Source organism: Streptomyces sp. NPDC057302 (assembly GCF_042667685.1).
Taxonomy (GTDB): domain Bacteria; phylum Actinomycetota; class Actinomycetes; order Streptomycetales; family Streptomycetaceae; genus Streptomyces.
In genome coordinates this window covers 17,882-31,099 of the sequence record NZ_JBHUZJ010000097.1, presented here as the reverse complement: position 1 = coordinate 31,099, position 13,218 = coordinate 17,882, and the positions used below count along the sequence as shown (strand labels likewise).

At 66.5% G+C, this 13,218-nt stretch carries 15 protein-coding genes and 1 tRNA gene; 9 read left to right on the top strand and 7 right to left on the bottom strand.

From position 1 onward, the window contains the following. Positions 1–361 precede the first annotated feature (361 nt). Together ACFUPX_RS39190 and ACFUPX_RS39185 are read left to right on the top strand one after the other, a co-directional pair. The gene (locus ACFUPX_RS39190; protein ID WP_383333601.1) at positions 362–664 is read left to right on the top strand and encodes a type B 50S ribosomal protein L31; all 303 of its coding nucleotides are present in this window, start codon (positions 362–364) and stop codon (positions 662–664) included. A gap of 115 nt (positions 665–779) precedes the next feature. Continuing rightward, positions 780–2,126, top strand: coding sequence for a DUF1254 domain-containing protein (locus tag ACFUPX_RS39185; protein WP_383333599.1), 1,347 nt, complete (start codon positions 780–782; stop codon positions 2,124–2,126). Positions 2,127–2,176: 50 nt separating this feature from the next. Here the strand turns inward: ACFUPX_RS39185 and ACFUPX_RS39180 are convergent, their stop codons facing one another. The 3 genes from ACFUPX_RS39180 to ACFUPX_RS39170 are packed head-to-tail and all read right to left on the bottom strand — an operon-like array spanning position 2,177 to position 3,406. Beyond that, entirely contained in the window at positions 2,177–2,605 is a 429-nt protein-coding gene (locus ACFUPX_RS39180) for a hypothetical protein (RefSeq protein ID WP_383333597.1), read from the bottom strand. A gap of 15 nt (positions 2,606–2,620) precedes the next feature. After that, positions 2,621–3,010 carry a TraR/DksA family transcriptional regulator gene (locus ACFUPX_RS39175; RefSeq protein WP_383333595.1) on the bottom strand — a complete coding sequence of 130 codons (390 nt, stop codon included), beginning with the start codon at positions 3,008–3,010 and terminating at the stop codon, positions 2,621–2,623. Positions 3,011–3,058: 48 nt separating this feature from the next. Next, the gene (locus ACFUPX_RS39170; protein WP_383333593.1) at positions 3,059–3,406 is read right to left on the bottom strand and encodes a TraR/DksA family transcriptional regulator; all 348 of its coding nucleotides are present in this window, start codon (positions 3,404–3,406) and stop codon (positions 3,059–3,061) included. A gap of 254 nt (positions 3,407–3,660) precedes the next feature. Between ACFUPX_RS39170 and ACFUPX_RS39165 the strand changes: the two genes are divergently transcribed. Together ACFUPX_RS39165 and ACFUPX_RS39160 are read left to right on the top strand one after the other, a co-directional pair. Further along, positions 3,661–4,638: a HAMP domain-containing sensor histidine kinase gene (locus ACFUPX_RS39165; RefSeq protein ID WP_383333592.1), complete on the top strand. Its 978-nt coding sequence runs from the start codon at positions 3,661–3,663 to the stop codon at positions 4,636–4,638. Continuing rightward, positions 4,635–5,297, top strand: a complete 663-nt coding sequence (locus ACFUPX_RS39160) for a response regulator (protein ID WP_383333590.1) — start codon at positions 4,635–4,637, stop codon at positions 5,295–5,297. The genes ACFUPX_RS39165 and ACFUPX_RS39160 overlap by 4 nt, the downstream gene beginning before the upstream one ends. Positions 5,298–5,371: 74 nt before the next feature. On the opposite strand, the gene ACFUPX_RS39155 is transcribed toward ACFUPX_RS39160, so the two are convergent. Further along, positions 5,372–5,459, bottom strand: a tRNA-Arg gene (locus tag ACFUPX_RS39155). A 91-nt stretch (positions 5,460–5,550) separates the two neighbouring features. Here ACFUPX_RS39155 and ACFUPX_RS39150 point away from each other — a divergent pair. Then, complete coding sequence (locus ACFUPX_RS39150; protein ID WP_383333588.1) at positions 5,551–6,477, top strand: phosphotransferase family protein; 927 nt, start codon at positions 5,551–5,553, stop codon at positions 6,475–6,477. Positions 6,478–6,485: 8 nt separating this feature from the next. On the opposite strand, the gene ACFUPX_RS39145 is transcribed toward ACFUPX_RS39150, so the two are convergent. Next, positions 6,486–7,733: a hypothetical protein gene (locus ACFUPX_RS39145; RefSeq protein ID WP_383333586.1), complete on the bottom strand. Its 1,248-nt coding sequence runs from the start codon at positions 7,731–7,733 to the stop codon at positions 6,486–6,488. A 398-nt stretch (positions 7,734–8,131) separates the two neighbouring features. Between ACFUPX_RS39145 and ACFUPX_RS39140 the strand changes: the two genes are divergently transcribed. From ACFUPX_RS39140 to ACFUPX_RS39130, 3 genes are read left to right on the top strand one after another with little or no spacing between them, the layout of a single operon-like run. After that, on the top strand, positions 8,132–8,683 hold the full coding sequence (locus tag ACFUPX_RS39140; protein WP_383333605.1) for a bifunctional DNA primase/polymerase: 552 nt from the start codon (positions 8,132–8,134) through the stop codon (positions 8,681–8,683). Then, positions 8,673–8,978 (top strand): hypothetical protein, encoded by a 306-nt coding sequence (locus ACFUPX_RS39135; protein ID WP_383333584.1) that lies wholly within the window; start codon positions 8,673–8,675, stop codon positions 8,976–8,978. Before ACFUPX_RS39140 ends, ACFUPX_RS39135 begins: the two co-directional genes overlap by 11 nt. Positions 8,979–9,027: 49 nt before the next feature. Continuing rightward, on the top strand, positions 9,028–9,306 hold the full coding sequence (locus ACFUPX_RS39130) for a hypothetical protein (protein WP_383333582.1): 279 nt from the start codon (positions 9,028–9,030) through the stop codon (positions 9,304–9,306). Between the two features lie 950 nt (positions 9,307–10,256). On the opposite strand, the gene ACFUPX_RS39125 is transcribed toward ACFUPX_RS39130, so the two are convergent. Together ACFUPX_RS39125 and ACFUPX_RS39120 are read right to left on the bottom strand one after the other, a co-directional pair. Continuing rightward, on the bottom strand, positions 10,257–10,919 hold the full coding sequence (locus ACFUPX_RS39125) for a hypothetical protein (protein ID WP_383333580.1): 663 nt from the start codon (positions 10,917–10,919) through the stop codon (positions 10,257–10,259). After that, positions 10,916–11,290 (bottom strand): hypothetical protein, encoded by a 375-nt coding sequence (locus ACFUPX_RS39120; RefSeq protein ID WP_383333578.1) that lies wholly within the window; start codon positions 11,288–11,290, stop codon positions 10,916–10,918. The genes ACFUPX_RS39125 and ACFUPX_RS39120 overlap by 4 nt, the downstream gene beginning before the upstream one ends. 700 nt (positions 11,291–11,990) lie before the next feature. On the opposite strand from ACFUPX_RS39120, the gene ACFUPX_RS39115 reads away from it, so the two are divergent. Continuing rightward, positions 11,991–13,058: a DUF262 domain-containing protein gene (locus ACFUPX_RS39115; RefSeq protein ID WP_383333576.1), complete on the top strand. Its 1,068-nt coding sequence runs from the start codon at positions 11,991–11,993 to the stop codon at positions 13,056–13,058. The last annotated feature ends 160 nt before the right edge of the window (positions 13,059–13,218 follow it).

Here is a 13,218-nt window from a genome sequence, read left to right as displayed (position 1 = left end):
AACCACCTACCCCCGCCAACCACCTACCCCCGCCAACCACCTACCCCCGCCAACCACCTACCCCCGCCAATCCCCCCACCCCCGCCAATCCCCCCACCCCCGCCAACCCCCCACCCCCGCCAACCACCCACCCCCGCCCTCCCTCGGCACCCCGGGACATCCCCCCTGCCTACTAATCCCACCCACCCCCCCTCGGCACCGCGGGGCAATCGGGTGGGTGGGTGGGAAAGTCTGTTCGGTCAGGGGCGGATGCGGGGTGATCGGGTGGGTGGGTGGGTGGGAGAGGCCCGTCCGGCGGGGGCACCCCCCACCTGGAGCCCCCAGGCTCGCCCCCCTGGGCGTACGCGGGGAACCTTGAGGAATGACTCAGGACAAGGGCAACGGCAACGGCAACGGCAACGGCAATGGCAAGGACAGCAACTACCGCCCGGTGGTATTCCGGGACCGCTCGGCGGGCTACGCCTTCCTCACTCGTTCCACCGCAGCGAGCGACCAGACCATCGAGTGGGACGACGGCGAGACGTACCCCCTGGTGGAGGTGGAGATCTCCTCCGAGAGCCACCCCTTCTACACGGGCCGCGCCCGCGTCGTGGACTCCGAAGGCCAGGTGGCCAAGTTCGAGCGCCGCTACGGCGATCAGGAACCCCCGGCCGCCCAGGAGTGACCGCGCCACGCCACGTAAGCGGCAGGAGTGGCCGGAGGGGCACGGCGGCCCGACGATGTCCGTAGAACCTTGATCACGAACGACGAACGAGCTTGATCACGAGAAGGCGGCGGGCATGACCGACGGCACGACCGATCTCCGGGCCCTGGCGGCCGAGGCGTACATCTACGGCTACCCGATGGTGCTCAACCTCGACGAAGTCGACCGCTTCTCCCGCAAGGGCATGGGCTCAGTGGCCCCCGCGCCGTTCAACGAGTTCAGCCACGCGAGCGTACTCGCGGGCTCCGACGACCCCTTCGTGAGCGTCAACAACGACACCATCTACTCGGTGGCGCAACTGGACCTCTCCGGCGGCGCCCAGCTCCTGACGGTGCCGGACACGGACGGCCGCTACTACGTCCTGCAGTTCGTGGACGCCTGGACCAACAACTTCGCGTACGTGGGCCGCCGCGCCACCGGCACCGGCGCGGCCAGCTACCTCCTCACCCCGCCCGGCTGGGACGAGGAGGTCCCGCTGGGCGCCACCCGGATCGCCGTGCCCACCGAGGTGGCGTCGATCGTCGGCCGGTGGGCCTGCACGGGCCCGGACGACGTACCGGCGGTGCAGGCACTCCAGGAGGACACCCACCTGGAGCCGTACTGGACGGCATCCGAAGAGCCCCACGGGCTGCCGACCCACACGTACATCCCCGACGACCAACCGGAGCTCCTCTTCTACGAGAAGCTCCGGGCGAGGATGGCCGCCTTCCCACCCGCGCCCGCCGACCTGACGTACCAACAGAAATTCGCCCCGCTAGGCCTGTTGGACGCACAGAGCCCTTACGCGCAAGCGGAGCCCGAACTGGCCGAAGCGCTGCGCGAGGGCTTCGCCGCGGGCAAGGAGAAGGTCGAGCACGCGTCCACCCACGGCGACAGCCCGGAGCAGAACGGCTGGCGGCTGACGTATCACGCCTTCGACTACAACGCCGACCACTTCGAGATCGGCACGCTCAAGGATCCCCAATGGATCTACACGGAGCGGGAGTTGGGCCGCATGGTGCGCGCCACCTCGGCCCGCACCGCGCTCTGGGGCAACCACGCCTACGAAGCCGCGTACGCGATGACCTGGAACGACGGCGACGGCCGCCCCCTGGAGGGCGGGCAGTCCTACACCCTGCGCTTCGAGAAGCCGCCACCCGTGGACGCGTTCTGGTCGATCACGATGTACGACCTGCCGAACTACTTCCTGATCCCCAACCCCATCGACCGCTACTCCATCGGCGACCGCACCCCGGGCCTGAGCTACGACGACGACGGCTCCCTCACCCTCCACCTCCAGCCGCAGAGCCCCGCCGACGACAAGACGGCCGCCAACTGGCTGCCCACCCCCAGCGGAAACTTCCGCCCGATCCTGCGGATGTACACGCCCCATGCCGCGATCTTCGACGGAACGTACGAACTGCCCCCGATCCGCCGCAGTTAGCCACTAGCCACTAGCCACTAGCCACTAGCCGGTAGCCAGTAGCCGGCCGGTCAGGGAGAAGTGGGCCAGCGGGGAGCCGTGCGGGCCCAGGCCGCTCCCCATTGGGCGAGGTTGTGCCGCTCTAGCCTGCGGTGGGCCCAGATGTATGCGGCGGTGCCCGTGAGGGGGACGGCGACGGCGGCCAGGACGGCATAGCCCCGGGCGTGGTCGCGGATCTCCTCCTGGGTGAGAGGCGCATCGGTGAGCTCTCCCGCGTCGCTGATCCACACGTCCGACCCGGGCTCGGAGTGCCTGGTGCCGGCCTGGTGCCGGGCGGTCTGTTCCAGATGGCGGCGGGCCGTGTCGCCCACCAGCACGACGGCGGCCGGGGTGGCGGTCAGGACGGCCAGGAACAGACCGACGGCGATCCATCCCTGTACGAGGTCGGCGCGGCGGCGCAGCGGATTACGACGCCAGCGCCACAGCAGGGGGTGCGGCATCCCGGCTCTCTTCGGTCATCGCCCGGTCCCTCGCACCTGCTGGCAGCGGGCGCAGTAGCGGGCCTGCGGCACGATCGTCAGACGCTCGCGGGCGATGGGCCGCAGACACAGGCGGCAGGCGCCGAAGTCGCCCCGGTCCATGCGACCCAGCGCGGCCTCGACGTCGGCGAGGACCATGCGGGCGGAGGCGGCGAGCTTGACGCGTACCTCGATACGGGCGGCGCTCTGCCGGTCGAGGAGCGCGTCCGCGCGGTTGATCGCGGCTGCCGTGAGCTGCTCCAGCTGTTCCCGGCGGAAGAGACGCTGCTCGTGCAGGTTCGCGCGCAGCGCGGCGAGGTCTTGGGCAGACAGGTGCGTGCTGTCCGCGGTGCTGCGATCGTCGATGGTCTGCTGTCGGTTCACCACTTCACCCCTCGGGTTTGGCGGGAGACGGAGCGCGGGCGTGCGCGCAGGTCAGTCGGTTCTGCGCTGGCAGGGAACGCAGAACCGCGTGTAGGGCAGGATCTCCAGGCGCTCGACCGGGATGGGTCCGGAGCAGCCGGGGCAGTTTCCGTAGCTGCCGTCGCCGACACGGTCGAGGGCGGCATCGATCTCTTTGAGCACCCGCTCGACGGTGTCCCTCTGCGCCGCCACCACCACCTGCTCCTGCGCCTCCTGCCCGTGCCCGGCCGCCCCGATGGCCCGCAACTGGGCGAGCCGGGAGTCCCGTTCGTGTTCCAGGCACCGGCGTGCCTCGCGCGCGGTCAGACGTACGGGGCGTTCGGCGGCCGGGGGAGTGAGGGAATGCGTGTCGAGCGACATGGTGGGCCTTCTTCCGGTGGGGTCATGCCCCACCGTCGCCGGTGCGCCGCGCAAAACCCATCGGGCGCGATACCCATCCGCGGCGGCCCCGGGACCCCATCGCGAAAATGGGCATTGCGCCCCATCGACGGACGGAAGGGAAAGATGCAGGCTGGGCGGAAGGCAGCCCAAGATCAAAGGCAACCCGAGATCAACCGAGCCCAAGAGGAACCGAGCCCAAGAGGAACCGGGCCCAAGAGGAAGGCACCCTTCAGTTGTCCCTGTTCTGGCGGATCTTCGCGCTCAACGCGGTAGTGCTGGGGAGCGCCACCGCGCTGCTGCTGTGGGCGCCGGTGACCGTCTCCGTGCCGGTGGTGCTGACCGAGGCGGTCATCCTCGCGGGCGGCCTCGCCGTCATGCTGGTCGCCAACGCGGCCCTGCTGAGGGTCGGCCTTGCCCCGCTCGACCGCCTCACCCGGCTGATGACCACCGTGGATCTGCTGCGCCCCGGACACCGCCTGCCGGAACAGGGCCGCGGCGAGACCGCCGAGCTGATCCGCACCTTCAACGCCATGCTCGAACGGCTGGAGCAGGAACGGGCCGCGAGCACCGCCCGCGTCCTGCTGGCGCAGGAGTCCGAACGGCGCCGCATCGCCCAGGAGCTCCACGACGAGATCGGCCAGACCATGACCGCGGTCCTGCTGTCCCTGAAGCGGGCGTCGGACACGGCGGACGAACCCCTGCGCGGCGAACTGCGGCAGGCGCAGGAGATCACCAGGGGCAGCCTGGACGAAGTACGCCGGCTGGTGCGCAGACTGCGGCCGGGAGTCCTGGACGACCTGGGTCTGATCAGCGCCCTGACGTCCCTGACCACGGAGTTCGCCACGCACGCGGGACTGAGGGTCGTACGCCGCTTCGACTCCGACCTCCCCCCACTGGACCAGCAGACGGAACTGGTCCTCTACCGGGTGGCCCAGGAGGCCCTGACCAACGCGGCCCGCCACGCGGACGCGGACCGGGTCGAGCTGGCCCTCTGCCGTACGGACGGCGCGGTGGCGCTGAGCGTCACGGACGACGGCCGCGGAACCGGAATCGCCCACGAGGGCGCGGGAATCCGCGGAATGCGGGAGCGGGCCCTGTTCATAGGGGCGGCACTCGACGTCACGTCGAGCCCGCAGCCGGGCACGCGGGTCCGCCTGACCGTACCGACACCTCCGACCGACGCACCTCCACACCCGGGACTCACCCCATGAGTACGAGCACCACCAGGACCCGCATCCTCCTCGCCGACGACCACGCGCTGGTGCGCCGCGGGGTACGCCTGATCCTCGACGGCGAACCGGACCTGGAGGTCGTCGCCGAGGCCGGGGACGGGGCACAGGCGGTGGCCCTGGCCCGCACGCACGAGGTCGACCTGGCGGTCCTGGACATCGCGATGCCCCGGATGACGGGACTGCAGGCCGCACGCGAACTGGCGGCGCTGAAGCCCGGCGTACGCGTCCTCATGCTGACGATGCACGACAACGAGCAGTACTTCTTCCAGGCCCTGAAGTCGGGTGCGAGCGGCTACGTACTGAAGTCGGTGGCCGACCGGGACCTGGTCGCCGCCTGCCGGGCGGCCATGCGCGACGAGCCCTTCCTCTACCCGGGCGCGGTGACCGCCCTGATCCGCAACTACCTGGACCGCGTCCGCCAGGGCGAGGAACCGCCCGACCAGGTGCTGACGCCGCGCGAGGAGGAGGTCCTGAAGCTGGTGGCCGAGGGCCACTCGTCGAAGGAGATCGCCGAGATGCTCTTCATCAGCATCAAGACGGTCCACAGGCACCGGGCGAACCTGCTCCACAAGCTGGGCCTGCGCAACCGCCTGGAACTGACGCGCTACGCGATCCGGGCGGGCCTCATCGAACCCTGAGCACCGCACAAACGCCAAGACCCCGTCCTCAGCGAAACCGCTGATGGCGGGGTCTTCAGACACCTACTGAAAGGTGCCCCCGGCAGGATTCGAACCTGCGCACCCGGCTCCGGAGGCCGGATGAGGCGGTGAACTTGCTGAGGCCCTGACCTGCTCGGGAGCGCCTAGCACGGGAGTCGCTGAGCAAGGTCATTACGCCCCCATTACGTGGGTGGCCTGTCGAGCCGTTGGTGTGCGCCGTATGGTCGGAGCCATGATCTCGGGCAGCGGCGAGGGCCAGGACGGCGGTACGGGGTTCACGGCGGAGGGCGTCGAGATCGTTCTCCGCGAGGCGTGCAAGAAGGCCGAACTGGACCCGACAGGCGCCGAGTTGCTGCGCTTGGGGTCGAATGCCGTCTACCGCTTGGCGTCGTCGCCGTTCATCGTTCGCGTCGCTCGGGACCCGGCGGTTCTCCCGGAGATGGAGCGGGTCGTGGAGGTGGCTCGGTGGCTGGAGAGGGAGAACTTCCCGGCGACGCGAGTTCCAGCTCAGATCGAGCAGCCGCTGACCGTAGGCGGCCGGGTGGTGACCTTCTGGGAGAGTGCGCAGGAGCAGGAGGAGTACGCCACGGTTGGCGAGGTTGCTGATCTGCTGCGTCGCCTGCACTGGCTGGAGGAACCTGAAACGCTGGGCTTGCCGTACTTCGATCCACTGGCAAAGCTGCGGGCCTCGTTCGATGGCCTCGACGGGGTCACGGTGGAGGATCACGCGTTCTTGCGGGATCGAGCCGGGAAGCTCGCGAAGGAGTACGACCGCCTGGACTTCGTCCTCCCCTTCGGGATGATCCACGGAGACGCGAACATCGGAAACGTGCTTCGCCACCGTGACGGTCACGCCGTGCTGATCGACCTCGATGGCTTCGCGCTCGCCCCGCGCGAGTGGGACCTGATCCTGACCGCGATCTATTACGAGCGGTATGGCTGGCACACGAAGGCCGAGTACGCCGAGTTCGTCCACCGGTACGGATTCGACCTGATGAACTGGCCGGGGTACGAGGTCCTGGCCGACCTGCGTGAGCTGATGATGGTGGTCTGGCTCGGCCACCAGGCGGCCACGAATGGACGGTCCGCCGCGGAGTTCGCCCGACGAGTGCAGTCGCTGCGTACCGGCGAGGGCCGTGACCAGTGGCAGCCCTTCTGAACTCGCGGTCAGTGGCCGGCCTCTGCGCCGGCGGCAACCCACAGCCTGTGCTCGCGGGCTTGGTCATGAAGATCGCGTACGGTCGCTCCGCCGTCGACCCGGGCAAGATCCCGTCGGAACTCTGCCAGGTGGCTCACGCACCTGGCTGACTTGAGCTGTTCACCGAGGTCGAGCGCGTCCAGGGCTACGCGGCAGGCTTCCTCAACATCACCAGCCCGTAAGTGGGCATCCGCGAGGACCATGGTCGCGAAGAAGTCGCTCCGTACGTGGCTGCCACTCATCGCGTTCTCGGCGTGCGCGACGGCTTGGCGAGCGCTGTTGACGTCGCGGAAGCAGTGGGCTGCCTCGGCGGCGAGTTCGGCCTCGTCGAAGTAGCTGATCCACTCCGGCTCGTCGTCGTGGTTGCGGCTCTCCAGCGCCTTCGTCGCAGCAGTGAGCGCGGCCTCGCAGGCGCGGACATCGCCGGTTCGTGCCAGCGCGCGAGCCTCCATGGCGTGGAACTGGGCGCGAAGCGTCGGCGTGGCGACGGGGGAGATGCCCATGAGGGCGGCGCGGGCCAGGGTCGCGGTCTGAGTGAAGCGACCGAGGAACGTGGCCTGGTGGCTCATGGCCGACAGGATGCTCCCGGCGAGCCGACGGTCATTGGCATCTTGCGCCAGACGCAGGGCTTGGAGGAAGTACCGCTGAGCGAGGCCGTGATGGCAGGCGTCGTAAGACATCCAACCGGCGAGGAGAGTGGCCTCGGCGACGGTGGAGAACAAGGATCGGCCAACGGGTTCGGTGTACTGGCCGCGCAGGAGCGGAGCTACTTCACGGCTGAGGTACTGCACGACGGCATGTCTTGCGTGATCCCCACCAAAGCGGTCGTCAAGCTGAGCGAACATGTCTGCGGTGGTCTTGATGGCGGCAACGTCGCCCAGACCGACCCGCACACTGTCCCGCGGTTGCCGAGCAGTCGACGGCTCAGGGGCCACCAGCCACCGCAACGACGCTTCACTCCACGCAGGCTCGGAAGGCTCGGCCTGGAGCAGAGGCGCGTAGCCGTTGAGGTCGGCCCGCCACAATTGCCCCACGGCCGTGATCGCCGCATCGGGACTGGCTGGGTAGCTCGCGTCCAGGAGAGTCGCATCGTGGCTGGTGTCGTGGTTGAGCCCGAGTTCCGCAGCGCTCATGCCGTAGACGTCGCACAGCAGAGGCCCATAAAAATCGTCCGGCGAGCTGTGCCCGTTCTCCCAGCTGGCGATGCGCCGCTTCACGCTTGCGTCGGAGGGGAGTTGATGGCCTCGGCGCGTAGCTGCCTGCCGTATCTCGCGTACCAACCGCGGCTGACTCCAGCCAAGTCTGGCCCGTGCCTCACCCAGGCGGACGCTGGTCGACTGCATCGATGACGTGGCCGTTCCCTCCCCGCGCGTGCGCCGGTACGACAACTCAGGGTCACCACCGAATGTACGCGCAAGCAATCCCCTCGCGCCGGAAGTGGCAGGAGATCCTTTCCGCTTGGGGGACGACAGGGGGTGACGGTCCGACGCATCCCTCGTCATCCCCCGTCCCCTCTCGTCATCTGTCCTGGTCAGGGCCCTGACCTGGAGTCTGGACGCACGGCAGCACGGAAGCCGCTGACCCAGTCAGACCGAGGTGAGATGACGTGCAGAGGATGACCAGGAGGGGCGTCGAGTGGCTCTCCGCCGCTGCCGACGATCCGGTGATGTGCCGGGCTGTCTGGGAGGACGACCCCCGTACCCCGTGCATGTTGCCGACCGGTCGCCTCTTCGACGTGGTGACGATAGAGCAGAACACGGGCCTGGAGACTTTCGATCAACTCATGCGCCGAGGCATGCCGTTCGGCCCAGTCATCGCCGACCACAAGGCCCGACGTGTGGGCTTCCTGCTCAACTCCCGTAGCGAAGAGGCCTTCGCGGCATTTCTGGCACGGGAGACTCGGACGCCGCCCGACTACCGCTACTTGAGCCTCGGCTCAGCCGTCGTGGTCCCCGGCCCTATGCCCCTGTCGGGAGACCGCTACCAGTGGCTCCGCGCACCGGTACGCCGCCCTGAGGCCAATCCGCTACGTCCGGTAGCTCTGGCAACCATGCTCGTCGCCGCATCCGAACTGCTGGCACGCGTCGACCGCTACGGCGAGAAGTACCCCTCGCCGGCTGCCGTGCACATGGCCGCTCCCGAGAGGTCGGCGACCGATGCGGGATGAACCACGCGACCACCAGGACGCGGCCCAGTGGTCCCCCTTGGACAGCGACGGCTGGTACGCAGCCCGAAACGCGACGAGTGCTCTGCGGGACATCCTGACGGCCGCGGGGATGGAAAAGGACTTCCCCTACCTTCGAGCTGACCTCAACGCCTTCGGCCACGGCCTGATCGAACTCGGGAGAGTGTCACCGGCAACGGCGGAACGCCTGGCTGAGCTCCTCCGGCTCGCGCTGGCAAGCGGGAAGACCAGCAAGGAAGCCGACGAAAGCACCGAACAACGGACGCGAGAGGACTGACGCTATGACCGACCGGCGAGGAGTCGTTGCCAAACGTGCCGAAGACTTGATGCCAGGAGTCCCCTACGTCCGCGGCTGGACGCAGGCAAGGCACAGCGCCGGCCTGCTGGCTTCGCAACTCACAGACCTGGGCCTGGAGTCCGATTTCCCTGGCCTCGCGGCCGACGTAAACGTCTTCGGCGACGGCCTGGTACGCCTCGGCACGATACGTCCTGAGGCCGCTCAACTCCTGGCCGAGCTGATCGCGGTGGGTCTCGCTGCGGAGGTGGCTGACGCGACGGCTACGGCGTGCTCAAGCGATCCCCACCAGCAGGCGTCCGCGGCCTGACGAATCCGCACTCCGGCTGCTGCGGTCAGAGCGTGCTCCCGCGACTGGTCAGCTTCTGGCCCCGTACAGCACCGCTTCTCGGCGGACTGCCGTACGGGGCCACTGCTCTGCACGGCGCTTGCGCCGCGGTTGGCTCTGCCGCCCGTCCGGGACCGGCGCCCCAGCGCCGCAGCCCGGACGAGCGGCAGAGCCAACCGAGAGGATCTCGCGCAGGGCTGGCGCAGTAGTGCTCACAGGCGCCCCTTCGCTGCCGGGCATCCCGGTCTGCGGGTGTTACGAGTGCCATGCCTGCTCAACTGTTGGGGTGCACGCTTTCCAACTGTGTTGGTGGTCCTGGAGGCCGCGGACGGGGCCGTTCATCTGCGTTCATGGACGACCGGTCGTGAGGGCGACTTCCGGCTCTGATCTCGTCTGAACGACCGTGAACGGCGCTGAATGAGACGGGAACTGAGACGGAGGCTGTGCCGCAGTTCCCCGCCCGAGCTGGCACAGGTCTGGCACGTTTCCGAGCAGAACCGCAGACGAGTGCCCTCGGTTGAACTGCTTGAGACCGTCTCACAAGCCGAGCACTTAGAAGTCGAAGAACTGATGCGCCGGATCTGCGGCCTCGGGGTCCGCAGTCAGGTACCCCGATGACCAACGGGGAGCGGTTGTTGGAGGTCGTTGTCGGTCAGCCTGGGGCACCCTCGGACGGCCCAGAGGCGGCCCGGTGCCGCCCTCGCATGACATTTCTCAGGGCGGTGCGTCGCCGCGTGCGAGATCTCTGGGATTGAGGCCCACGACCTCTTCGTCACGAACGCGATTGCGACCCTGGTGACCTCGGTTCAGGACCACCTAGCCTGCTCGTTCGGCTCCGGTACTGTCCACCACGGTCCGGGAACGTTCCGGCGGAGTTGCCGCGTTTGGCCCCCACCCAAACCTGGGTCTGTTGTGCCCCCGCCGTCGTGCTGTTAGACCGCGATGAATAGTTGCGGAAGTTCCTTCAGCTGTCGCCACGAGGTGTTGAAGGCAAGGGCCGGGAGGCCAGCGGCGATGCCCTCCGACGTAGCTTCGGGGCCAGCTACATGCCGTACTCGGTGCCAGAGGGTCTCGTCCCCGTCGCGCCGGAGGTAGTGATTGTGGAACACAGTGAGGAACTCGGATCGGACCGGCGCGTGGAACTGCACGCCCTGATACGTGAAGCGCGTGAAGCCCACTCCGCCCTCTCGCCCAGCTTTGACCACCTGAATGCGGCCGACTCCCCCAGCGCCGCCGGCTCGGGGGTCCCTGTGATCGAGCCCTTCGGCTATGAGGGCCTCAACGTACAAGCCAGCGGTCGGGTGCTTGTACGCGGCAACTGACGGTTCGTACACGGTGGCGCGGCGCAGCTCGTCGCCCTTCTGCCAGACGACGTGAATGTGCTCCTTGTCATCGGCGCACTTGTCTGGGTGGTAGTTGACGCGCCCCCAGGGTTCGCCGGCCAAGCCAGCGTCGAGGGGCTTGATGATGTCTTCGTCTTCGAGCTGCCGGAAGACGGCGAGGGTGACCTGCTTCTTGCCGATAGTCAGGGCTCGTACCTGGATGCTTGCGGTGGTGATCGTCGCATTCTGCGATGTGAGCTGCTTCTCTGTCACTGCTTCCCCTCGTGAGTGCGGGCGCCTTCGAGGTGGTGCTGGTGGTATTCACCGTCGGCGTCGTCGGCGAACGCGCTGGTAGCGTTATGCGTGAGCTGCTTGAGGAAGTCGCCGATGTCGTCCCACAGGTCCATCCATCCGTCGCTGGCCGGGTAGCTGGCGTGAAGCATGGCCTCGACCTTGCGTCCGCACTCGCCTTTGTGGGCGACGTACAAGGGGGATTGGCTGTGGGTCCGGCTGCGGCCGTCTCCGATGGTGGTGGCCCAGGTGACAATGCCTGCGCTGACGACCTGTTGGCGGCATGCGTCGCAGATGAAGGCCGGGCAGTTCATGGCTTCCGGGGGCCCGGATCGGGCGACGTATTCGATCACGCTCTCTCCTGTGTCTTTTCGGGTGTGTCTGTACTGTGACCGTACGACTGACGGGACCTGTTCGTCCGGGAGTTGGGTCAGCACGACAAGAGGGGTTTGGCGGACGGACAGCGAAGAAGCGGAGACCGGCGTAGGCTGTAAGGCGCCCCACATCGCGAGGCGCCCCTATGCGTTGCTGGGGCAGTCCGGCTTTGCTTCGTGACGGCTTGCTCCCGAAGCAACTTGTGATGAGGGCTGCCCATGGGCCGCTGTGCCTGTCACCTGCGCTGATGGTCCGCTGACGTCCACGGTTGTCCGTGGTTGTGCGTCGCGGATGTCACGCAGTTAGACACTCAGTGCGCATCCAGGTGCAGGTGTGCTGCAAGCTCCTAGAGGCCCCGTAGCGCCCGTACAGATCACCGCAGGCGGTCCAATGGTCGACGCTGTCGTCGATGTACAGGCTGCACTTGTACCAATCGCCGTCATCGACCGGCTTCACGATGCGTGCGTCTGTCCTGTGGCGTACTGCGCTCCTGGCACCGCCTGTGCTAGCAGTCGCCCTCGAGTCATCCCGGGCCGCAGCCAAGCCGACCGGCATCCAAGCGCAGTCCTGGGGCTCGCCTCGGATCGACCCATTCAGCCCCGCGAAAGCATCCCCGTGTGGTAAACCTTCCCAAACGTTTCGTGTCGAAAATTAACGATAAAGGAAGCTATGGCGGGCATGGATAAGCGTATCGTGCAAAAGTTTGAGCAAGCTCAGGATGCGCTTGTCCTGCAAGCGTCAGACCTTTCTCTCGAAACGATTGCTTCAATGGTAGACAGTAAGGCGATCGACGTGGGACCCCAATTCCAACGGCGTGATCGCTGGGACATTAACCGCCAATCTGCGCTAATCGAATCCTTTCTGCTGAATATTCCGGTTCCTCCCGTGTATCTAGCTGAAGAAGAGTTTGGTAGCTATTCCGTAATCGATGGCAAGCAGCGAATTACGGCTGTGCGGGATTTTATGCGGAGCCAGTATCAACTCTCAGGGCTCGAGCGGTTCTCGGAAATTGACGGATATCGCTTTAAGGAGTTGCCAGCGAGTCTGCGTAACGCACTCGCTGTTCGCCCATACATTCGAGCAATCAGCATTCTAAGGCAGTCCGATCCTGAGACTAAATACGAGGTATTTCATAGACTGAATTCTGCTGGACAGCCGCTCAATGCACAGGAGATCCGTAATGTGATCTATCGAGGGCCTCTTAATGAACTAATCATGGACTTGTCGTCGAATATGTTCCTCGAGTCGCAATTGAAGATCCGAGACTCCAGATCCCCCGGTTATCGGGCCATGGCCGATGTGGAAATGGTGTTGAGATTTCTCGCCCTGCGTGAAACCTGGGATACATTCTCTGGCGATCTCAGATCGTCCATGGATCATTTCATGGAAAGGCATGCAAAAGCTGGCCCGAAAGCTCTGCAAGAATACTCGCAAGCTTTCCAGCGATCCATTACCGGCTGCGAGTCTCTATGGGGTAGCAAAGCTTTCAAGCGGCCAGACCGTGACGGCTGGAGAGATCAGATGCTGGCTGGGATGTTCGATGCCCAAATGATTGCAGTCGATCAACTTTCGGATGACCAGATAAAGCGTCTTGCCCGTCGCCGAACTGAAGTGCTACGTGCCACGCGAGAGCTATTCGAACGCCCGGCTTTTGAGGCTGCGGTGCGGGTGGCAACAAACACTCCCTCCCGTATCTCCCTGCGTATTACGGAGATGAGGAATGCGCTAGCGGCGGTTGCCTCGTGAGCGCAATCGCCATTTCTAGACAGAACCTATGTGATCGACTGGCAAGTATCGCAGACGCAGCTAATCAACCTCTACTGGTCGACGGGCCTCTTACAGATACCGCACATAACGGGAGAGCGCGGCTACTTCGTAATGGCCTGATGGTAGTAGCATTTACCAG

Bases quoted from the DNA above. Each gene is read 5' to 3' on its own strand.
- ACFUPX_RS39150 (WP_383333588.1), top strand. From the start codon at position 5,551: ATGATCTCGGGCAGCGGCGAGGGCCAGGACGGCGGTACGGGGTTCACG.
- ACFUPX_RS39160 (WP_383333590.1), top strand. From the start codon at position 4,635: ATGAGTACGAGCACCACCAGGACCCGCATCCTCCTCGCCGACGACCAC.
- ACFUPX_RS39130 (WP_383333582.1), top strand. From the start codon at position 9,028: ATGCCAGGAGTCCCCTACGTCCGCGGCTGGACGCAGGCAAGGCACAGC.
- ACFUPX_RS39135 (WP_383333584.1), top strand. From the start codon at position 8,673: ATGCGGGATGAACCACGCGACCACCAGGACGCGGCCCAGTGGTCCCCC.
- ACFUPX_RS39190 (WP_383333601.1), top strand. From the start codon at position 362: ATGACTCAGGACAAGGGCAACGGCAACGGCAACGGCAACGGCAATGGC.
- ACFUPX_RS39180 (WP_383333597.1), bottom strand. From the start codon at position 2,605: ATGCCGCACCCCCTGCTGTGGCGCTGGCGTCGTAATCCGCTGCGCCGC.
- ACFUPX_RS39115 (WP_383333576.1), top strand. From the start codon at position 11,991: ATGGATAAGCGTATCGTGCAAAAGTTTGAGCAAGCTCAGGATGCGCTT.
- ACFUPX_RS39170 (WP_383333593.1), bottom strand. From the start codon at position 3,406: ATGTCGCTCGACACGCATTCCCTCACTCCCCCGGCCGCCGAACGCCCC.
- ACFUPX_RS39140 (WP_383333605.1), top strand. From the start codon at position 8,132: ATGACCAGGAGGGGCGTCGAGTGGCTCTCCGCCGCTGCCGACGATCCG.
- ACFUPX_RS39185 (WP_383333599.1), top strand. From the start codon at position 780: ATGACCGACGGCACGACCGATCTCCGGGCCCTGGCGGCCGAGGCGTAC.